Source organism: Amycolatopsis sp. PS_44_ISF1 (genome assembly GCF_032335455.1).
Taxonomy (GTDB): Bacteria; Actinomycetota; Actinomycetes; order Mycobacteriales; family Pseudonocardiaceae; genus Amycolatopsis.
In genome coordinates, this window is sequence record NZ_JANUXO010000001.1 from 2,652,637 (window position 1) to 2,672,699 (window position 20,063).

Sequence of the window (20,063 nt, forward strand, 5' to 3'; positions counted from 1 at the left end):
ATATCGGCCGGACCGGCACGATTCACCCCGGCCGATGTCCGTTTCGGGGGCCATCCCCACCGTCGGTGAGGGGGAGGGCCCTCGGAGGCGTTCGGGTTGTCGTCCCGGGGCGAAGGGACAGCCCCGATGACGCTGGGGCTGGTGAACGGAAAACTGTGCGCCAAGGGTCAGGTAGTTTTCGCTGTGATAAGGAACGTGATTGCTGATGTCGGTCAAGCGTGGTTTCACCGCCCGGGCGGTCGCGGTGGTCGCCGGGGCCGCGATCGGCGGGGCCGCGATGATGGGGTCCGCCGGAGTCGCGAACGCCGCCCAGCTCGAATACCTTTCGGTGTGCAACCAGGGGAACGGGAGCTTCACCGCGCAGGCCAGGGCGGGGGGCAAGAGCACCTTCGTGGCGACCCGCGGCAATTGCACGCGAATGCTGGTCGAGGACAACAGCCGGTTCACCGTCACCGTCATCAACTCCGGTGGCCAGCGCCGTGACGTGTTCACCGGCCGGACCTTCAGCAAGCAGGTCGGGCCGACCAAGGTCTCGGTCCGGGGCAGTTTCGCCAATGCGACCGTCGGGGTGTCGGTGGGGTAGCGATCGGCCGCGGTTCGCCGGAAAAGCCGAAGTGGCCGCTCGTCCCCTTCAGCCGTGCGGGTCGAGCTCAGCGCAGGAGATGACCCCGTTGTCGTCGGCGGCGTCCTTCTGCCAGCGCACGTTGTCGAACGTGGCGTCGAACTCCCCGTCGGCATACAACGCGAAGGGCGCGTCGGTGCGCTTGACGTCCAGCCCGTTTTCCATGAAGCAGGCCAACGGGATCTTCACCGTCGTACGCCGTCCGGCGGGCATCTGCTTGAACAGGTCCCCGGCCGCCAGCACCGACCGGCACGAGGGATAGCCGCAGAACGCGGAGAGCAGCACCCGGTTGCGGGGGGCGCTGTTCACCACGATGTCGAACGTGAGCACCCCCCTGCTGTCCACATAGGAGCTGAGATCCTGCGCGCGCTCGGGGGTCCGCAGGGAGAACCGGGACGGCACGGTTCCGTCCCAGTGCACGCGCAGGCCACCGTCGGCGGGCGTGGCGGTGATCCCCTTGCTCCGGTTGCCGTCCGGCTTCAGCCGGACGTCGGCCAGGGGCTGGACCGGGCCGATGAACCCGGTGAACGGGGCCACCGCACCGTTGCCGTAGATCGGCAGGGTTTCCGCGGAGGCGACCGGCCCGGTGGGGGTGGGTGCGTCGTAGACGCCGGTCTCCAGGTCGCCGCCGGGGATGGAGGACTCCGAGTTCATCCGGCCGAGCAGGAACAACGTCGTGCCGAGGGCGAGCACGACGACGATCGCCGCCGCCACGGCCGGTATCGGCCACGGCGACCGGCGCGGGGCCGGCGGCCGATCGGGCTCCGATGACCGGTCCGGCGCCGGTGGCCGGGTCCCGGGTCCCGGTTCCGGCCACCCCGGGCTCGGGTCCGGTGGCGGCCGGTGCGGTCGCGGGACCGTTCGGGACGGGGAGGGTTGCGCCGGAGCCGCCGGGCGGGCGGCGGCGACGGCCGCGCCGAGCGCCACGGTGAACTTGGGGTGCAGCGTGACCCGCACCGGCCGGTCGAACTCCTGCGCCACGAGCTGGGCGATGAGCGGGATGCGGGACGAGCCACCGGCCAGCAGCACCGCGGACAGGTCTTCGGGCCGCAGCCCGGCGGAGGCGACCGTGCGGCGCAGCGCCTCGGTCGTCAACCGGATCGACGGCCGGATCATCTCGTTGAACTCGACCCGGGTGATCGTCAGCTCGCGGGGCCCGGAGGGCAGCGGCACCGTGAGCCGCACGTCCGGTTCGACCGACAGCTCCTCCTTGGCCCGCACGCACCTGGCGCGGATTTCGGCCAGCGCGGACGCCTGGCCGGGCCTAGCCGGATCGAGGCCGGTGACCGCGCCGCCGAGCCGTCGGTCGACGTGCGCGACCAGCGTTTCGTCGAAGTCGGCGCCGCCCAGGTGCTCGATGCCGCCCGGGGTGCCGAGGATCTGCGTGCCGGCCCCCCGCACCCGCAGGATCGTGGTGTCGAAGGTGCCGCCGCCGAGGTCGTAGACGGCGACCACCTCTCCGTCGCCGAGCCGGCTTTCGCCCGAGTAGTGCGTCGCCGCCGCTTCCGGTTCGGTGATCAACCGGTAGTCGGCCACGTCGGCCAGGCGCATGACCTCGGTGAAGTGCTCCCGCCGGTACGGGCCCCAGATGGCCGGGCAGGTCACCACCACCGAGGCCGGCGGGCCTCCCGCGAAACCGGCCACCTCGCCCAGCACCGCACGCAGTTGTGCAGCCATCAGGGCGGCCGCGGAGTGCGCGGAGCCACCGAGCACCAACGGGGTCGGATCGCCGAGGCGACGCTTGAAGTTGCGGGCCAGCCGCGCCGGATCATCGGCGGCGGCCAGTGCCCGGGCGCCGGTCAGCATCCTGGTGTCGTCCGTCTGGTAAGCGACCGAAGCAGCGAGCAGGTCCGGGCCGAGGGGCACCACCCGGGCGTCCGCCCCGCCCGGGCCGGCGACGGCGGCGGCAGCGAACGAGGTCCCCAGATCGATGCCCGCTGCGTACCACATCAAGCCCTGTTCCCTCTGCGATCGGTTGTTCGTCCGCGGACCCCGAGCGCGGCGTACGGCCGGCCGAGCTTAGCGCCCGTGTGCGACCGAGGAGGGTCCGGTGATCACGAACAAGTAACCTCTCCGCGGTGCGGGCGCGAGAGAAGCGGGCGATCCACCGAGTCGCGGACTACCTGGCCGAAGCCGGGGCGGCGCCGCACCCCGCGATCCTGGCCGAGCTGATCGGCACCGGCCTCGGCGCGGCCGGGTGCGAGCTGAGCATCGGGACCGAACGGCACCGGTGGGGACGCGACGCGGGTAGCTGGTGGCAGCGGCCGGTGGCCCACGGCGGTGAGCGGCACGGTGCGCTCGCCGTCTCACCGGCTTCGCTGGGCCCGTTGCCGCGCCTGGTCGCGGTGCTCGGCGCGCCACTGGCCCTGGTGGACCTGGTCACCGCCGTTGACCGGGCGCGCCGGGCCGCTGACGCCGCCGCCGGCGAGCTGATCGATGAGCGGTGGCGGGCCATCGTGGAGCTCGAACAGGAACGCCGCGCACTCGAACGCGACCTGCACGACGGCGCCCAGCACCAGCTCGTCGCCCTGCGGCTGGCGCTCGCGCTGGCCGGCGCCACGGACGACCCGGCGTGGCGGGTCGCCCTGCTGGATCGGGTGGACACGGCGCACCGGGTGATCCGCGACACCGCCGCCGGGATCCTGCCGCTCGCGCTGGCCGCGGACGGCCTCGCCGCCGGGCTCGCCGCCGAGTTCTCCGGCCTCGACGACGTCGTGCTGCACCTGGCGGACCTGCGCCGCCGGTACTCCCCGGCCGTCGAGTCGACGGTCTACTTCACGTGCCTGGAGGCGGTGAACAACGCGCACAAGCACGCGCCGGGCGCACGCATCGGCGTCACCGTGCGAGACACCGGGAGCGGGGTGGAGTTCGTCGTCACCGACACCGGTGCCGGTTTCACCGATCGCTCGCCCCACTCCGGGCTGCACAACCTGGCCGCGCGGGCGAGCGCGGTGGGGGGAGTGGTCACCGTGCGCTCCGCGCCGGGCCGCGGGACCACCGTCACGGGTCTCCTCCCGGGCTGAGCAGTTCCTCGGCGGTGCGGATCAGCACCTCGCACGCCGCGCGGTCGCGTCCGCCGGTCGCGGGTTGTTCGGCGCGCGAACGCCACCACCAGTGCGCCTGCTCAGCGGCCGCGCGCACCTGGTGCTCTCCGGCGTCCGAGGCCAGGCCGAGACGGCTGCACGGATCCGGGCCCAGCGCTCCGAGCAACCGGGTGGCCGCCGCAAAGACCTCGGGCGCGGCGCCGCGCAGCAGGGGTGAGCCGCGGCGCTGAAGCTCGTCGAGCAGGTCCAGCTCGGCCAGGGCATGGGTCTCGACGCCGAATCGTTCGAACGACCAGCGCAGGGGGTGGCCCTCGGGCAGCCGGGGCACCAGCTCCCGCGCGGTCACCAGCGCCCGGCGAGTGGCGATGACCGGTCCCCAGTTCACGAGCTTGCCGACCAGCTCCGTCGGGTCCGCCGACTCGCTCAGCTCCACGCGTTGCCGGCCCTGGCGCAAGGCGTCGCGGAACTCGGGCGGCGGCGAGCCGGGACACAGCACCGCGTCCACGGAGCCACGAGGGCCCTCGTCGGCGAGGAACTCCCGAGCCAGTGCCGCGTCAGCCGGCGGATCGACGTCGAGCACCGTCACCGCGAGCACGCCCGCACGGGCCAGACCGGGCTTCGCCGCACCGGCGGCGTCGATGACCGCGAGCCTCGGCGGCTGGGCCAGCCGCACCGCGACCGCGTCCCAGAGCGGCCGGTCGGGGCCATCAGCGGTGGCCCGCCGGCCTTCCTGCACCAGCTCCCAGACGCGGGTGTAGGCGAAGTTCCCCTCGTACCGGGGCAGCGGCCGCTCGGTGTGGCCGGGTTCCAGCCGCTCCGCGACTCGCACCTCCACTTCGGCGTGGCCGTCGCGCACTTCGCACCGCATCGTCCCGCCGAACAGGACGACGCGCTCGGCGTCGTGTTCGAGTGCGTCGCGGAGCCACTCGGTGCTCCACTGGGTCGCGGTGGCGATCCGGGCGCGCAAAGCGTTGTCCCGGCGCAGCTCGACGGTCACCACATCGGCGCCGCCCCTGGCGCCCGCCACGACGTTCAGCACGGCGGCGACGGCGTGGTAGAGCCCGGATTCGAGCTGCCACTCGACGCGACGGCCCAGGTCGCCGCGGAACCGCACGGGCCGGGGCAACGTGGCCGCCAGCTCCTCCAGCGCGGCCCTCGGCCCCCGGTCGGGCAGCAGCGCCGGGTACACCCCGCGAGCCACCCCGCGGAAGTTCTCCAGCAGTTCGTCCAGCGCGTCGTTCACCCGGGCCAGCTCGCGGTCCAGGGGCGGGTCGGACGCGGCGACCAGGCGGGTGCGCACCTCGTCGAGATCGCGCAGCGTGGTCGCGGTGATGGCCCGGACCAGCCGTCGCCGCTCCAGCTCGCGGACCCGGACCAGCCGCGCCCGCGCCGTCCGCACCCCGACGCGCAACGCCGCCGCCCGCGCCTCGGCTTCATCCCGTTCGCCGCGCAACCGCCCCGTCCGCACCGCGATCGCCAGCCAGCTCGCGGTTTCCCATAGCGCCGCCCGCTCCCGGTCCCCCCACCGACGCGGACCGGCGACGTGCAACGACCCGCCTCCGGCGACGGGTTCGCGCGCCACTTCACCGGGGTAGTCACCGGCCCGCGGCCACTTCGTGACGACGCGGCCGTCCTGGCGGTGGGTGACCTGACCGTCGACCGCGAGGGCGAGTTCGCGCACCAGCGCCTCGGCGAGCCGGCCGGGTGGCACGCTCGCTGCGAGCTCGTGCGGGGCCTTGCCTGCGGACACGGCGGTCAACCCCCGTCGATCCGGGCGGAGCGCAGGTAGGCGAGCACCGCGAGGACGCGGCGGTGGTGCACGGTCGCGTCACCGGGAAGGCCGAGCTTGGTGAAGATCGACGCGGTGTGCTTCTCGACCACCTTGGTCGAGACGAACAGCTCCTGGGCGATGCCGTTGTTGGCGCGGCCCTCCGCCATCAGGCGGAGCACCTCGAGCTCGCGATCGCTCAGCGCGGCGAGCGGGCTGTTCGTGCGATCGCCCGGGATCTCGACGAGCCGTTTGGCCAGAACGGGCTCGAGGACTATCTCGCCCTCGGCGATCCGCTGCAGCGTGTCGGCGAGCACTTGCACACTGGCGATGCGGTCCTTGAGCCGGTACCCGATGCGCTCGGTGCCGATCTCCAGCACCCGCGTCAGGTAGTGCGTCTCGGCGTAGTGCGAGAGCAGCAGCAGCCCGATTTCCGGGTGGACGGCCCGGATCCGTTCGGCGACGGTGAGACCGCCGTCGGGTTCGGGGGGCATCCGGATGTCGAGGATGGCCAGGTCGACCGGCTCGGTGGCGACGACGGCGAGCAGCTCGGTACCGCTGCCGACCTGGCCGACGACCTGGTGGCCGGCCGCGGTGAGCAGCAGCACGAGACCTTCACGGAACAGTGCGCCGTCTTCGGCGATGGCTACCCGCACAGCATCCTCCTGACCCGCACCCGCACCGTGCCGCGCGTGCCGGCCTCAGCGTAGGCAACGGGCCGGAGCGGGCAGACCGGTGCTGGTCCGGCCCGCTCGAAGTCACCGACCGGCCCCGTCCCGAGCTGCCCCGCCGCATCCCTTGCGTACACCCGCGCCGGGCACGAGCCCCGAAGGGTCCCGCACCCGGCGCGGGCGGGGAAACCGGATCTCAGAAGCGGATGTCCGGCCCCTTGACGGTGCTGACGTCCAGACCGGTGCGCGGGTCGTACGACGTGGCGGCGATGAACTTGCCGCCGGGGGAGACGAAGAACCGGACCGGTTCCGGGCTCTTCCCGGTCAGCGAGACCGTCTCGCAGTGACCGCGCGGGACGACCGCGGTGCTGAGACCTCCGCGGCCCGGGAACGTCGCGTAGGAGTCGTAACCGCCCCTGGAGCAGAGGACGAACTCTCCCGGGCTGCTGTCGCCCCCGGGGATGTCGGCCGCCGCGCTGCCGGCCACCGCGGCACCGAGCGCGGTACCCACGACCATGGTCAGCACGGCCCCGCGCCCGGCGAACCGGGCAATGGTGTTCTTCATGCGGAACTCCTCATCTCGATCCTGAATCGGCCGGTGATTTCCCCGGGATCACCCATCGGCGGCGATCCCGGCGCCCGGGCCGGGGGGGAACCCGGATCGCGTCCGATCCCCCGGAGACCGGTGCGGGCTCGTGTTCGTCACCGCCCTGCCAGCTACACGGCATCCGGGTCCGCCGGGGTTCATCGGCCTGGGGAGAGGCCGGGCCCTGGTCCGGCCTCGGCCCGGTTCGAGGGACAGCCCTACCCGGGGACCGGGGGCGGCCCCCGCGGAATTCGCGGGCCAGTACCCCGCGCCGGAGGGACAGTACCGGCGACTTCCCGGCCCCGGGCGGCGATGCTCATCCAGGACAGCGCATCGACCACGGAGGAACGAGATGCCCACGCTGGACGACATCGTCCGAGTCCACGGTCCTGCCTTGCGCTCCTACGCCACCGGCCTGACCGGTGATCGGTACCTGGCCGAGGATGTCGTCCAGGAGACGTGGCTGCGGGCGTGGCGCCACCTCGACCGCCTCGCCGAGGACCGTGGGCCGGTGCGCGCGTGGCTCATCCGGGTGGCTCACAACGTCGCCGTCGACCTGCACCGCCGCCGGCGGGCGCGCCCGCTCGAGATCGAGTTTCCCGCGTCGGGCTTGGAAGCGGTGGCCACGGTGTCCAGCCCAGTCGAAGAAGTCGAGGAGCGGATCGTCGTGGGCGCCGCCCTCGGAAGCCTTTCGGCCTCGCACTCCGACACCCTGATGGCGGTCTACTTCGCCGATCGCACCGCCGGCTCGGCCGCGGCGGCGCTCGGAATTCCGGTGGGCACGGTCAAGAGCAGGCTGCACCACGCCCTGCGCACCCTGCGCGCCCCCGGTTCCCCGCTTCAACCGGCGTGATCGAACCCTCGAGAAAAAGGATCGAGAATGAAGAGTCTTCGCCCGCTGACGGCTGCCTGTCTCACCAGTATCGCTCTCGCGGTCACTTCAGCCGCTTTCCCGGCGCTCGCCGACGCCAGCCCTCGGCACTACACGTCGTACGGAGCGTGCCTCACCGCCGGCAACAAGCTGGCCCAGCAGGCCAAGGTGCACAACTTCGCCTGTGTCGCCGAGCCGAACAAGGGCCCGCACCCGCACACCATCTGGGACTTGGTCATCTATTCCTGAGCGGAACAAGAATTCAATTTCGGAGAAGGAGATAATGTGGTGAAACGAATGGTGATCGCCGTACTGGCCGGGCTGAGCGTGCTGACCGCCGCCGCGGCCCCCGCGTCCGCGTCCGCGTCGGGCTTCGTGTACACGGGAATGTGGTACAAGACCAAATCCGCCTGCGAGAAAGCCTGGCAGAAGGGCCAGGGCGGCCCGCTCAACCCGAGCCTGCCCCACCAGTGCCGGTACAACAAGGTCGGCGTCTACGAACTCTGGGCCTACCAGCTGTGAATGCCTGAACGCAGCCGGACGGGCCGGTGAAGCCGCGGTTCGGGAGGGACCGGCTTCACCGGCCCCGGCGGAAATGCGCGGGGCCTCGCCTCACCAGCGCGAAACCTGGCCCGGGGGCGCCGCGAAGGCACCCCGCGCACGAGACCGCCGCCCTGACTGGTGCAAGCACACACACTGCTGCGAACCACCGGTGAGACTCCCGGAGCGGAGCGCATCTCGAAGCAATCTCCGGCCTGATGCATTCCGCCGCGCTCCGGCCGGAGGAGGCACGAACCTCCGCAGGGAGCAGTTGGCGCTGCCGCCGCAGCAATGCGATGCGGGAAGTGGCTCTGCCTCGAAGGATCAAGGCCCTACATCGACGCCCGGTGGACGGACACGGGCACGGTGGGGGAGGACCGGCCGCTCAAGTCGCGGTCCGCAGGGGAGGTGTGGCCGGTGCCGGGCGTGCCGGAACTGACTGCCATCCTGTGGCGACACGTCGAACGATTCGGCTACGGCTCGGATAGACGCCTGTTCGTCGGTGAGCGCGGAGGACCAGTCTCGAAGGTCCACCTACACCGAGGTATTCCGTGCGGCGCGTGAGGCGACGTTCACGCCCTACGTCCTGCGGGGCCCTTTGGTTGCCAGTGCGGCACGCCGCAGTGAGCACGTGGCTTGCTGCCGGGGTGCCGGCGGCAACGGTCACGCAATGGGCGGGTCAGTCGATTGCGGTCCTGCTGGAGGTCTACGCCAGCTTCCTCGACGGCGGTGAGCAAGCTGCGCCTCGCCAGGTGGAGACGGCTCTGGGCTCGGTCTTGTGAGGGTTTGGCCGCACATTGGCCGCTGGCGCCCGGATTCCGCCGCCGTCGGCTGTAGTCCGCCGGGTAAGACACGAATCGGCCCCCACTGCGTTTCCGCTGGTGGGGGCCGATTTCGCGTGTTCAAAGCCTGTGCCCTCGGCAGGATTCGAACCTGCGACACCTGCCTCCGGAGGGCAGTGCTCTATCCCCTGAGCTACGAGGGCTGACCGCCGCTTGACGCGACGGGGGAAGCTTAGCGCACACCCCTGGGGTCGCCGACAACCGGGCGGGTCTCACCACGTGATCACGCTCGCCGGCGCTGCTAACGTCGGACGGGCCGAGGGAAGGGAGCCCCACTGTGGCCGCCGAGCCGTTCGAGGTCAGGATCACCGAAGCCGAGATCGCGGATCTGCGGGAGCGGTTGCGGCGGACGCGGTGGCCGGAGGCGGAGCCGGTGGACGACTGGTCACAGGGGTTGCCGCTGGCCTACGCGCAGGAGTTGTGCCGAAGCTGGGCCGAGGACTACGACTTCGGCTTCGCCGCGCGGGTGAACGCCTTCCCGCAGTACCGCGACACCGTCGACGGGCTCGGGATCCACTTCCTGCACGTCCGTTCGCCGGAGCCGGGGGCGTTCCCCCTGGTGCTCACGCACGGGTGGCCGGGTTCGGTGCTCGAGTTCCTGGAGGTCCTCGGGCCGTTGACCGACCCGCGGGCGCACGGCGGGGATCCGGCCGACGCGTTCCACGTGGTCGCGCCCTCGTTGCCGGGATACGGGTGGAGCGACAAGCCCACGGAGACCGGGTGGGGCGTCGATCGCATCGCCCGGGCGTGGGACGCGCTGATGGTTTCGCTGGGCTACGAGCGTTACGGCGCGCAGGGCGGGGACTGGGGTTCGGCGGTGTCCGGTGCGCTGGGCGAGGTCGCGCCCGAGCGGGTCGCCGCCGTGCACGTCAACATGGGGGCCGCCCCGCAGGGCACCTTCGACGACCCGACGCCCGCCGAGCTGGCCAACCTCGAGGCCGCGAAGGAGTTCCAGCGCACCGGCCGGGGGTATTCCGGCCAGCAGTCGACCCGGCCGCAGACGCTCGGCTACGGGCTGACCGACTCCCCGGCCGGGCAGGCCGCCTGGATCGCCGAGAAGTTCTGGGCCTGGACCGACAACGACGGCCACCCCGAAGGCGCGGTGTCACGGCAGAAGATCCTGGACGCGATCTCGGTGTACTGGTTCACCGCCTCGGCCACCTCGTCGGCGCGGCTGTACTGGGAGAGCTTCGGAGGCTTCCGGAACAAGGTCACGGCGCCGTCCGGGCTCTCGGTCTACCCGCGTGAGATCTCCCGCCCGTCGCGGCGGGAGGCCGAGCTGCGGTTCACCGACCTGCGCTGGTTCGAGGAGCTGCCGCGCGGTGGCCACTTCGCCGCCCTGGAGCAGCCGGAGTCGCTGGTCGAGCAGGTTCGCGGGTTCTTCCGCCTCTTCCGCTGAGCCGGTCCAGCCCCCGGAAGGGCCACGTCCGGGGGCTGGTCCCGATCGCCTTTCCCTCGCTAAGGTGAACTTAGGCTAGCCTGTATTGCACATATGCGCATGTGACTATATATTTTCCCTGGGACCACGCTGGAGCACGGTCTTGCCGGGCACCGATCAGGGAGGCGAAGCATGGGGCACGGACACGGGCACGGACAGGCGGTCGCGCCGGGCAGCGCCTCCGGGCGGTACGTGCGCGCGCTGGTGATCGCCCTGGCCATCGGCGCCGGGTTCATGGTGCTGGAGTTCGTGGTCGGTTTCGCCACCGGCTCGCTCGCGCTGATCTCCGACGCCGCGCACATGTTCACCGACGTGCTGGGCGTCGGCATGGCGCTCACCGCGATCGTCCTGGCCCGGCGCAGCGGCCCGACGCCCAGCCGCACCTTCGGGATGTACCGCGCCGAGGTCCTCGCCGCCCTGGCCAACGCCGTGCTGCTGTTCGGCGTCGCCGGCTACGTGCTGGTGGAGGCCTTCGGCCGGATCAGCGACCCACCGGCCGTGGCCGGGCTGCCGGTGCTGCTGGCCGCGGCGGCCGGGCTGGTCGCGAACATCGTGTCGTTCCTGCTGCTGCGCTCGGGCGCCAAGGAGAGCCTGAACGTCCGCGGCGCCTACCTCGAGGTGATCGCGGACCTGATCGGCTCGGTGGGCGTGCTGCTCAGCGGGGCCATCACCCTGACCACGGGCTGGCGCTACGCCGACCCGATCATCGGCGTCGCGATCGGGCTGTTCGTGCTGCCGCGCACCTGGACGCTGGCCCGGCGCGCGCTGCGCATCCTCTTCCAGCACGCCCCGACCGGAGTCGACGTCGGCGAGATCAGCACCGAGCTGGCCGCGCTGCCGGGGGTCGAGGACGTGCACGACCTGCACGTCTGGACCCTCACCTCCGGCATGGAGGTGGCCTCGGCCCACCTGACCCTCAAGGGCGAGGCCGAGCAGTCCGCCGTGCTGACCGAGGCGCAGGACCTGCTCTCGGCGCGGTATTCGATCAGGCACGCCACGCTGCAGGTCGAGGCGCCGCACTGCGCGCGAAGGTGTCAGGAGCTGTCCTGGTAGAACGCCCAAGGAGCGGGGCCGCCCGAGTGAATCCGGGCGGCCCCGCTCCTGGGGCGGGTGGTCAGGGCGCGGGCAGCGGCTGAGCGCCCCGGGCCTGCAACATCAGCTTCATCTGGTCCATCTCGGCGCCCTGCGAGGCCAGCATGCTGACCGTGAGCTGCTTGAGCGCCGGCAGGTTCGAGTGGGCCTGCGCGTACTCCGCCATCGCCGTGCCGCCCTGGTGGTGGCGCAGCATGAGCTGGAGGAAATCGACGTCCAGCGCCCGGCCGGAGAGCGTGCGCAGCTTGGCCAGCTCCGCATCGGTGGCCATGCCGGGCATCGGGGCGCCGCCGGCCGGGGCGCTGGTCGGCATGGCCATGCCGGCGTGGCCCATCGGCTCGCTCATCCAGGTCATGTACGCGCCGGTGGTCTGCTCGGGCTGGTCCCACAGCATGAGCCAGCCCTTCATCCGGCCGACCTGGTCGGTCTGCGTGCTCTCGATGTCGAACGCGAGCTGCTTCACCTCGGGATCGGTGGTGTGGTCCCGCGCCCAGTTCGCCATCGTGACCGCCTGGAGGTGGTGCACCGACATGTCCTGCGCGAAACCGACCTCGACCGAGCCCGCGCCCGGGGCCGAGGCCGACGGGCCGCCGTCGGTGAGCCGGGTGGCGAACATGCCGATGGCCGCGCCGATCAGCAGCACCGCGAGCAGCGCTCCGCCGATCACCACCCAGCGCGACCAGTTCGGCCGTTCGCCGGTTTCCGGTTCGAGGCCGGTTTCGGCGCTCACGTCGGCGCTCACGTCACTGTCCGGCCGGCGGGGCCGAGGGCGCGCCCGAGCCCGGCACGGTACCGGCGTCACCCTGGGCGCCGGTGCTGCCCTTGTAGTCCATCGGCTTTGCGTCCGGGCCCGGCTTGCTCGGGTCGAACGGCGGCGGGTTGGACGGGTCGAACTGGCCGGGGCCGAGCGCGTCGCAGGACGCGCCGATCTCGGGGTAGACCCCGTTCGGGTTGGTCCGCAGCGCGGCGATGAACTGGTCGATCCGCGGGTCGTCGGCCTTGGCCAGCTTGAGCTGGTGGCCCCAGGACTGGAGCGAGATCGGCTGGTCCAGACCCGGGTACGGCGACATCATCGTGTAGGGCTTGCCCTTGACCCGCGCCGAGAGCAGGGCCAGCTGGTCCCCGGTCACCTGCTGCGGGTTGTAGGCGATCCACACGGTGCCGTGCTCCAGGCTGTGCACCATGTTCTCGCTGCGCACCGCGTTCGGGTAGACGACGCCGTTGCAGGCGGCCCAGAAGCCGTCGTGCGGACCGCCGAAGGGCGGCGAGTGGTCGTAGGCCACGCGCTCGGTCGGCAGGATGTGCACCGAGCCGGCGTAGGTGCCGGTGACGACGCCCGGGATCTTCTTGGACGGGTCCGGGTTGCCCGCGGTCGGCGCGAACGCGGCCGCGGCCTCGTCCCGCGACTTCTGCTCGCGCTGCGGCTCGGACTTGGCCAGGTAGTAGGTGATCACCGAAGCCAGGAGGGCCACCACCACGACGACACCGATGATGGTGCCCCACGGTGTGCCCTTCTTGGCGACGACCGAACGGCCCTTGGCCGCTTTGACCGCCCCGCCGGGCGTCCCCTTCTTCCTGGTTGTCCCGTTCGCCATGGTTCCCGCGATCTCCTCGTGAGGGATTGGAGGGATCCGGACGGACCCAGCCCCAGGCCAGTGTAGAGAACTGGCGTCTGATCACCGTGAACACCTCGTGCGATCACCGTGGGTGTGACCGCGCTCCCGGCACCGCCCGGCCGCCGTGGGCGTCCGACCTGGGCACACCTAGAATTCAGCGGGTGACTCCCGCCGCTCTCGCCGACCTGGTCCGCCGCTCCGCCGTGGAGGTGCTCGAAGCACGGGGCCTCGACGCCGCCGTGCTGCCGGAGCAGGTGACCATCGAACGCCCGCGCAATCCCGAGCACGGCGACTACGCGACCAACCTCGCCCTGCAGGTGGCCAAGAAGGCGGGCCTGAAGCCGCGCGAGTTCGCCGAGGCGCTGGCCGAGGTCGTCGCGGCCGCCGACGGGGTCGACGCCGCCGAAGTCGCGGGCCCCGGCTTCCTCAACTTCCGGCTCGCGGCCGGGGCCCAGGGCGAGGTCGTCCGCCAGGTGCTCGCCGCGGGTGACGGCTACGGCCGCGGCGACGCGCTGGCCGGGCGCGTGATCAACCTCGAGTTCGTCTCGGCCAACCCGACCGGGCCGATCCACCTCGGCGGCACCCGCTGGGCCGCGGTCGGCGACGCGCTGGGCCGGGTGCTGTCCGCGCAGGGCGCCCAGGTCACGCGGGAGTACTACTTCAACGACGCCGGAGCGCAGATCGACCGGTTCGTGCGCTCCCTGATCGCCGCGGCCAAGGGGGAGCCGGCCCCGGAGGACGGGTACGCGGGCGGGTACATCACCGACATCGCGGCCGAGGTGATCAAGGCCGAGCCGAGCGCGCTGTCGCTGCCCGAAGCCGAGCGGCACGAGGCCTTCCGCCGGATCGGCATCGAGCTGATGTTCACCGAGATCAAGCAGAGCCTGCACGAGTTCGGCACCGACTTCGACGTCTACTTCCACGAGAACTCGCTGCACGCCTCCGGCGCCGTCGACGCCGCGGTGCAACAGCTCAAGGACTCCGGCAACCTCTACTTCGACGCGGGCGCCTGGTGGCTGCGCTCCAGCGAGTACGGCGACGACAAGGACCGGGTGGTCATCAAGACCGACGGCCGCCCGGCCTACATCGCCGGCGACCTCGCCTACTTCAAGGACAAGCGCAACCGCGGCGCCGACCTGTGCATCTACATGCTCGGCGCGGACCACCACGGCTACATCGCCCGGCTCAAGGCGGCGGCCGCGGCCTTCGGCGACGACCCGGCCAGCGTCGAGGTGCTGATCGGCCAGATGGTGAACCTGGTCAGCGACGGCAAGCCGGTGCGGATGTCCAAGCGCGCGGGCACCGTGATCACCATGGAGGACCTGGTCGAGGCGGTCGGGGTCGACCCGGCGCGCTACGAGCTGATCCGCTACTCCGTGGACTCCTCCCTGGACGTCGACCTGGACCTGCTGCGCAAGCACTCCAACGACAACCCGGTCTACTACGTGCAGTACGCCCACGCCCGGCTGCGCTCGATGCAGCGCTCGGCGGCCGACCTCGGTCTGAAGCCGGAGGCGATCGTCGCGGACGTCGACGGTGTCCAATTCGGACTGCTGACCCTGCCGGTCGAAGGCGACCTGGTGCGCACCATCGGCGAATACCCCGCCATGGTGCGCCGCGCCGCGGAGATGCGTGAGCCCCACCGGGTCGCGCGTTACCTCGAAGAGCTGGCCGGCGCGCTGCACAAGTTCTACGCCGTGCGCGAGGCGCGGGTGCTGCCGCAGGGCGACGAGGAGGCCACCCCTCTGACCTACGCCCGTCTCGCGCTGTGCGAGGCCGCTCGCCAGGTGCTGGCGAACGGACTGTCCCTGCTCGGTGTCTCCGCTCCGGAACGGATGTAACCCATGGCGCACCCCGCGGGCCCCCGCCACGCCGACGTCCACCCCCATGCCGACGCCTCCGGGTTCCCGCCCGCGAATGCCGTCGAGCTCGACCTGCTTCCCGCGAAAGTGTGGCCGCGCAACACTTTCCGCGCCGCCGACGGGGTGGTGCGGATCGCCGGGGTCGACGTGCGCGAGCTGGCCGAGACCTACGGCACGCCGTTGTTCGTGGTCGACGAGGCGGACTTCAAGTCCCGCTGCGCCGACTACGCCGAGGCGTTCGACGACCCGGCGCTGGTGCACTACGCGTCGAAGGCCTTCCTCTCCATCGAGATCGCCCGCTGGGTGGCCGAGCAGGGGCTGAGCCTGGACGTCTGCAGCGGCGGCGAGCTGGCCGTCGCGCAGCGCGCCGAGTTCCCGCCCGAGCGGATCACCTTCCACGGCAACAACAAGTCGGTGGCCGAGCTGGAATACGCGGTGGAGGCCGGGGTCGGCACCGTGGTGGTCGACTCCTACTTCGAGATCGCCCGGCTGGCCGAGGTGGCTGCGCGGCGCGAGGTCGTGCAGCCGGTGCTGGTGCGGGTCACGGTGGGCGTCGAGGCGCACACGCACGAGTTCATCGCCACCGCGCACGAGGACCAGAAGTTCGGCTTTTCCCTGGCCTCGGGCGACGCCGCCGAGGCCGTCCGCCGGGTGCTGAACGCCCCTTCGCTGAAGCTGACCGGGTTGCACAGCCACATCGGTTCGCAGATCTTCGACGCCGACGGCTTCGAGGTCGCCGCCCGCCGCGTGGTCGGGCTGCTCGCCGAACTGGCCAAGGAGCACGGCCGGGAGCTGCTCGACCAGCTCGACCTGGTCGACCTCGGCGGCGGTTTCGGCATCGCCTACACCGAAAAGGACAACCCGCCGCCGCCCGCGCAGATGATCACGCAGATCCGCGAGATCGTGCGCAAGGAATGCGCGTACGCGGACCTGCCGGTGCCGCGCATCGCGGGGGAGCCGGGCCGCGCCATCGCCGGACCGGGCACGATCACGCTGTACGAGGTCGGCACCATCAAGGACGTCGCGCTCGGCGACGAGACCGCCCGCCGCTACGTGAGCGTCGATGGCGGGATGAGCGACAACATCCGCACCGCCCTGTACGACGCGGTGTACGACTGCCGCGTGGTCTCGCGCTCGGCCGACGGCAACGACCCCGCGGCCGCCACCCTGTCCCGAGTGGTGGGAAAGCACTGTGAGTCCGGCGACGTCGTGGTCCGGGACTGCTGGCTGCCCGACACACTGGCCCCCGGCGACCTGCTGGCCGTCGCGGCGACCGGTGCTTACTGCTACTCCATGGCGAGCGGCTACAACCGGCAGCCGCGGCCGGCCGTGGTGGCCGTGCGCAACGGCGGCGCCCGGGTCCTGCTGCGGCGGGAGACGACGGACGACATGCTGCGCCTGGAGGTCTGACAAGTGCCCACCGAGTCTTCTGGGGCCACCGGCTCCCCGCCGCCGGCACTGTCGGCTTCGGACGGTCGCGCGATCAGGGTCGCCCTGCTCGGCTGCGGCACGGTCGGCCGTGAGGTGGCCCGGCTGCTGGTCGAGCAGGCCGACGAACTGGCGGCGCGCGCCGGGGCGAGGGTGGAGCTGGCCGGTATCGCCGTGCGCCGCCCGGGCAAGCACCCGGAGCTGCCCCGCGAACTGCTCACCGACGACGCGGCGGGCCTGGCCGCCCGGGCCGACGTGGACGTGGTGGTCGAGCTGGTCGGCGGGGTCGAGCCGGTCCGCGACTGGCTGCTGAGCGCGCTGCGCGCGGGCAAGTCCGTGGTCACGGCCAACAAGGCGCTGCTGGCCGAGTACTCGGCCGACCTGTTCGAAGCGGCCGACGCCGCCGGGGCCGACCTCTACTTCGAGGCCGCCGTGGCCGGCGCCATCCCGCTGCTGCGGCCGCTGCGCGAATCGCTGGCCGGGGACCGCATCACCCGGGTGATGGGCATCGTCAACGGCACCACCAACTACATCCTGTCCGCAATGGACTCCACCGGCGCGGGTTACGCCGAGACGCTCGACGAGGCCGGGCGCCTCGGATACGCCGAGGCCGACCCGACCGCGGACGTCGACGGGTACGACGCCGCGTCGAAGGCCGCGATCCTGGCGTCGCTGGCCTTCCACACCCGGGTCACCGCTTCGGACGTGCACCGCGAGGGCATCGCCGACGTCACGGCGGCCGACCTGGTCGCCGCGCGGGTGCTGGGTCGTACGGTGAAGCTGCTGGCCATCTGCGAGCGGGTGAAGGCCGACGACGGCGCCGAGTCCGTGTCCGCCCGGGTGCACCCGGTGATGATCCCGCGCAGCCACCAGCTGGCCGGGGTGGGCGGCGCGTTCAACGCCGTCTACGTGGAGGCCGACGCGGCGGGGCAGCTGATGTTCTACGGCCAGGGCGCGGGCGGCGCGCCCACCGCGAGCGCCGTGCTCGGCGACCTGATGGCGGTGGCCCGCAACCGGGTCGCGGGTGGCCGCGGCCCGCGCGAGTCCGCGCACGCCGCGCTGCCGGTGCGCCCCATGGGCCAGACGCCCACGCGCTACCACGTGAGCCTCGACGTCGCCGACCGCGCGGGCGTGCTCGCGCAGGTGGCGCAGGCCTTCGCGGGCCACGGCGTGAGCATCGCCGCGGTGCGCCAGCGCGACGCGAACGACACGGCCAGCCTGGTCGTGGTCACCCACCTGGCCCCGGACTCGGCGTTGCAGTCCACTGTGGACGAGATCGCCAAGCTCGACGTGGTGCACGAAGTCGTCAGCGTGATGCGCGTGGAAGGCGAAGACCAATGAGCGCAGCTTGCAAGCGAATCATCGTGGTTCAGGTCGGCGCCTCCTTGGTGTGCAGGGTGCAACTCCGAATCGAGGCGGCGGCATGAGCGCAGCTGGCAAGCGAATCATCGCTGTTCAGGTCGGCGCCTCCTTGGTGCGCAGGGTGAAATTCCGAATCGAGGCGGCGGCATGAGCGCATGGCCCGGGATCATCGAGGCGTACCGCGACCGCATTCCGGTGCCGGACGGGGCGAAGGTGGTGACGCTGGGCGAAGGCGACACACCGCTGCTGCCGGCTCCGCACCTGTCCGAGCTCACCGGGGCCGAGGTGCACCTCAAGGTGGAGGGCGCGAACCCGACCGGCTCGTTCAAGGACCGCGGGATGACCGTGGCCATCACGCACGCGCTGGCCAGCGGGCTCAAGGCGGTGATCTGCGCGTCCACCGGCAACACCTCGGCCTCGGCCGCCGCGTACGCCGCACGCGCCGGGCTCACCTGCGCGGTGCTGGTGCCCCAGGGCAAGATCGCGATGGGCAAACTGGCTCAGGCCGTGCTGCACGGCGCGCGCATCCTGCAGGTCGACGGCAACTTCGACGACTGCCTGGAGCTGGCCCGCAAGACCTCGGCCGACTACCCGGTGACGCTGGTGAACTCGGTGAACCCGGTGCGCATCGCCGGGCAGAAGACGGCCGCGTTCGAGATCTGCGACGTGCTCGGCCGCGCGCCGGACGTCCACTGCCTGCCGGTCGGCAACGCCGGCAACATCACCGCGTACTGGCGCGGGTATTCGGAGTACGCCGAAGACGGTGTGGTGAAGAACACGCCGCGGATGTTCGGTTTCCAGGCCGCGGGCGCGGCCCCGCTCGTGCACGGGGCGCCGGTCACCGCACCGGACACGATCGCCACCGCGATCCGCATCGGCAGCCCGGCTTCCTGGGCCGGCGCGGTGATGGCCAAGGAGTCCTCCGGCGGGCTGTTCGAGGCGGTCACCGACGAGAAGATCCTCGAGGCCTACCGCCTGCTCGCGAGCCGGGAGGGCGTGTTCGTCGAACCGGCTTCGGCCACCAGCGTCGCGGGCCTGCTGGCCACCGCCGCGGACGGCCGGCTGCCGAAGGGCGCCACCGTCGTCTGCACGGTGACCGGGCACGGGCTCAAGGACCCGGCCACCGCGCTGGAGGGCAACGTCGAGGTCGAGCCGCTGGCGGTGGACCCCTCGGCGGTGGCCACCGCGCTGGACCTGCGGCCGTGACCGGGCCCGAGACCGGCGCCGGCTTCCGGGTGCGGGTCCCGGCGTCCACGGCCAACCTCGGCCCCGGCTTCGACGCGCTCGGCCTGGCGCTGGCCCGCCACGACGTGGTCGAACTGCAGGTGACCGACGGCGGTCTCGAGGTCGAGGTGGTCGACGCGGGGGCCGGCGGGGTCGCCGACGTGCCGACCGACGAGACGCACCTGGTGGTGCGGGCGGTCCGCCGGGCCTGCGCGCACCTCGGCGTCCGGCCGCCGGGGCTGCACCTGCGCTGCTTCAACGCCATCCCGCACGCGCGGGGGCTCGGCTCCTCGGCCGCCGCGGTGGTTTCCGGGGTGGCGCTGGGCTACGCGCTGGCCGGTGCCGCGCTCGACGACGAGGCCCTCCAGCTGGCGGCCGGGTTCGAGGGCCACGCCGACAACGCGGCCGCCAGCCTGCTGGGCGGACTGGTGGTGGCCTGGTCCGAGCACGGCCGGTTCCACGCCGAGCGGGTGACGCCGGACCCGGCGATCCGGCCGGTGGTGGCCGTGCCCGCGGCGAAGTCCTCCACCGACGCCGCCCGCGGGCTGCTTCCCGCGCAGGTCCCGCACGCGGACGCGGCCCACAGCGCCGGCCGGGCCGCGCTCTCGGTGCTGGCCCTGACTACCCGGCCCGAGCTGCTGCTCGCGGCCACGGAGGATCGGCTGCACCAGGAGTACCGGGCGAGCGCGTACCCGGCCAGCGCCGAGCTGGTGCGCACGCTCCGTGCCCACGGAATCGCCGCGGCCATCTCCGGGGCCGGGCCGACCGTGCTGGCGCTGACCACCACGGGAGTTTTGCCGCCGGAAGCCGGGATCGCCGGGTTCGACGTCACCGAGCTGGGCGTGGACCTCACCGGAGTGCAGGTTGCGGCTCGGTAAAGCCCCGGTCACGGGGCAGGGGGCAGCCGCGCCACGCGGGGGGTGGTTGTTGCACCCGGGTGTGCGTCGGTCTACCCTCGGGGGCGTTCGATCACCGTGCGTTTCCGCACCCGGTGCCGGTCCTGTCCACTCCTCGGGAGTCTCCGGATCGCATCCTTCGTCGATCCGCCGATCCGCACCGCACGAACAGCGGGAAAGCGGAGGACGCAGGCGGGTTTC

18 protein-coding genes and 1 tRNA gene are annotated in these 20,063 nt (G+C 72.2%); 12 read left to right on the top strand and 7 right to left on the bottom strand.

Annotated features, from left to right (window positions below; all coding sequences use genetic code 11):
* The first annotated feature begins 205 nt into the window (after positions 1-205).
* On the top strand, positions 206-583 hold the full coding sequence (locus NYF13_RS12115; RefSeq protein ID WP_315656359.1) for a hypothetical protein: 378 nt from the start codon (positions 206-208) through the stop codon (positions 581-583).
* Positions 584-631: 48 nt separating this feature from the next.
* On the opposite strand, the gene NYF13_RS12120 is transcribed toward NYF13_RS12115, so the two are convergent.
* On the bottom strand, positions 632-2,572 hold the full coding sequence (locus NYF13_RS12120) for an Hsp70 family protein (RefSeq protein ID WP_315656360.1): 1,941 nt from the start codon (positions 2,570-2,572) through the stop codon (positions 632-634).
* Between the two features lie 128 nt (positions 2,573-2,700).
* On the opposite strand from NYF13_RS12120, the gene NYF13_RS12125 reads away from it, so the two are divergent.
* A complete protein-coding gene (locus tag NYF13_RS12125) occupies positions 2,701-3,645 on the top strand; it encodes an ATP-binding protein (protein WP_315656361.1) in 945 nt (314 codons plus the stop codon).
* Here NYF13_RS12125 and NYF13_RS12130 read toward each other — a convergent pair.
* From NYF13_RS12130 to NYF13_RS12140, 3 genes are all read right to left on the bottom strand, one after another.
* Complete coding sequence (locus NYF13_RS12130; protein WP_315656362.1) at positions 3,623-5,416, bottom strand: hypothetical protein; 1,794 nt, start codon at positions 5,414-5,416, stop codon at positions 3,623-3,625. The genes NYF13_RS12125 and NYF13_RS12130 overlap by 23 nt on opposite strands.
* 5 nt (positions 5,417-5,421) lie before the next feature.
* Positions 5,422-6,090 carry a response regulator transcription factor gene (locus tag NYF13_RS12135; protein WP_315656363.1) on the bottom strand — a complete coding sequence of 223 codons (669 nt, stop codon included), beginning with the start codon at positions 6,088-6,090 and terminating at the stop codon, positions 5,422-5,424.
* A 211-nt stretch (positions 6,091-6,301) separates the two neighbouring features.
* Complete coding sequence (locus NYF13_RS12140) at positions 6,302-6,670, bottom strand: hypothetical protein (RefSeq protein ID WP_315656364.1); 369 nt, start codon at positions 6,668-6,670, stop codon at positions 6,302-6,304.
* Positions 6,671-7,043: 373 nt separating this feature from the next.
* On the opposite strand from NYF13_RS12140, the gene NYF13_RS12145 reads away from it, so the two are divergent.
* The 3 genes from NYF13_RS12145 to NYF13_RS12155 are packed head-to-tail and all read left to right on the top strand — an operon-like array spanning position 7,044 to position 8,084.
* Positions 7,044-7,544: a sigma-70 family RNA polymerase sigma factor gene (locus tag NYF13_RS12145; protein WP_315656365.1), complete on the top strand. Its 501-nt coding sequence runs from the start codon at positions 7,044-7,046 to the stop codon at positions 7,542-7,544.
* Positions 7,545-7,571: 27 nt separating this feature from the next.
* Positions 7,572-7,811, top strand: a complete 240-nt coding sequence (locus NYF13_RS12150) for a hypothetical protein (protein WP_315656366.1) — start codon at positions 7,572-7,574, stop codon at positions 7,809-7,811.
* Positions 7,812-7,850: 39 nt separating this feature from the next.
* Positions 7,851-8,084: a hypothetical protein gene (locus NYF13_RS12155; protein WP_396287014.1), complete on the top strand. Its 234-nt coding sequence runs from the start codon at positions 7,851-7,853 to the stop codon at positions 8,082-8,084.
* 930 nt (positions 8,085-9,014) lie between these two features.
* Here NYF13_RS12155 and NYF13_RS12160 read toward each other — a convergent pair.
* Positions 9,015-9,087, bottom strand: a tRNA-Arg gene (locus NYF13_RS12160).
* Between the two features lie 134 nt (positions 9,088-9,221).
* Between NYF13_RS12160 and NYF13_RS12165 the strand changes: the two genes are divergently transcribed.
* Positions 9,222-10,343, top strand: a complete 1,122-nt coding sequence (locus tag NYF13_RS12165; RefSeq protein WP_315656367.1) for an epoxide hydrolase — start codon at positions 9,222-9,224, stop codon at positions 10,341-10,343.
* Between the two features lie 171 nt (positions 10,344-10,514).
* A complete protein-coding gene (locus tag NYF13_RS12170; RefSeq protein WP_315656368.1) occupies positions 10,515-11,435 on the top strand; it encodes a cation diffusion facilitator family transporter in 921 nt (306 codons plus the stop codon).
* A 61-nt stretch (positions 11,436-11,496) separates the two neighbouring features.
* Here NYF13_RS12170 and NYF13_RS12175 read toward each other — a convergent pair whose 3' ends face one another.
* Positions 11,497-12,204: a DUF305 domain-containing protein gene (locus NYF13_RS12175; RefSeq protein WP_315657321.1), complete on the bottom strand. Its 708-nt coding sequence runs from the start codon at positions 12,202-12,204 to the stop codon at positions 11,497-11,499.
* A 13-nt stretch (positions 12,205-12,217) separates the two neighbouring features.
* Positions 12,218-13,069, bottom strand: coding sequence for a DUF3105 domain-containing protein (locus tag NYF13_RS12180; RefSeq protein ID WP_315656370.1), 852 nt, complete (start codon positions 13,067-13,069; stop codon positions 12,218-12,220).
* Between the two features lie 182 nt (positions 13,070-13,251).
* Here NYF13_RS12180 and argS point away from each other — a divergent pair, with 182 nt between their 5' ends.
* From argS to thrB, 5 genes are all read left to right on the top strand, one after another.
* Positions 13,252-14,931 carry an arginine--tRNA ligase gene (gene argS, locus NYF13_RS12185; RefSeq protein WP_315656372.1) on the top strand — a complete coding sequence of 560 codons (1,680 nt, stop codon included), beginning with the start codon at positions 13,252-13,254 and terminating at the stop codon, positions 14,929-14,931.
* Positions 14,932-14,934: 3 nt separating this feature from the next.
* On the top strand, positions 14,935-16,362 hold the full coding sequence (gene lysA / locus NYF13_RS12190) for a diaminopimelate decarboxylase (protein WP_315656373.1): 1,428 nt from the start codon (positions 14,935-14,937) through the stop codon (positions 16,360-16,362).
* A 48-nt stretch (positions 16,363-16,410) separates the two neighbouring features.
* Positions 16,411-17,721, top strand: coding sequence for a homoserine dehydrogenase (locus tag NYF13_RS12195; protein WP_315657322.1), 1,311 nt, complete (start codon positions 16,411-16,413; stop codon positions 17,719-17,721).
* A 168-nt stretch (positions 17,722-17,889) separates the two neighbouring features.
* Positions 17,890-18,948, top strand: a complete 1,059-nt coding sequence (thrC, locus tag NYF13_RS12200) for a threonine synthase (RefSeq protein WP_315656374.1) — start codon at positions 17,890-17,892, stop codon at positions 18,946-18,948.
* A complete protein-coding gene (gene thrB / locus NYF13_RS12205) occupies positions 18,945-19,844 on the top strand; it encodes a homoserine kinase (protein WP_315656376.1) in 900 nt (299 codons plus the stop codon). The genes thrC and thrB overlap by 4 nt, the downstream gene beginning before the upstream one ends.
* Positions 19,845-20,063: the final 219 nt, after the last annotated feature.

Excerpts from the sequence above, each read along its gene's own strand:
- NYF13_RS12150 (WP_315656366.1), top strand. The coding sequence starts at position 7,572 with ATGAAGAGTCTTCGCCCGCTGACGGCTGCCTGTCTCACCAGTATCGCT.
- NYF13_RS12180 (WP_315656370.1), bottom strand. The coding sequence starts at position 13,069 with ATGGCGAACGGGACAACCAGGAAGAAGGGGACGCCCGGCGGGGCGGTC.
- NYF13_RS12115 (WP_315656359.1), top strand. The coding sequence starts at position 206 with ATGTCGGTCAAGCGTGGTTTCACCGCCCGGGCGGTCGCGGTGGTCGCC.
- NYF13_RS12170 (WP_315656368.1), top strand. The coding sequence starts at position 10,515 with ATGGGGCACGGACACGGGCACGGACAGGCGGTCGCGCCGGGCAGCGCC.
- lysA (WP_315656373.1), top strand. The coding sequence starts at position 14,935 with ATGGCGCACCCCGCGGGCCCCCGCCACGCCGACGTCCACCCCCATGCC.
- NYF13_RS12120 (WP_315656360.1), bottom strand. The coding sequence starts at position 2,572 with ATGTGGTACGCAGCGGGCATCGATCTGGGGACCTCGTTCGCTGCCGCC.
- thrC (WP_315656374.1), top strand. The coding sequence starts at position 17,890 with ATGAGCGCATGGCCCGGGATCATCGAGGCGTACCGCGACCGCATTCCG.
- NYF13_RS12145 (WP_315656365.1), top strand. The coding sequence starts at position 7,044 with ATGCCCACGCTGGACGACATCGTCCGAGTCCACGGTCCTGCCTTGCGC.
- NYF13_RS12140 (WP_315656364.1), bottom strand. The coding sequence starts at position 6,670 with ATGAAGAACACCATTGCCCGGTTCGCCGGGCGCGGGGCCGTGCTGACC.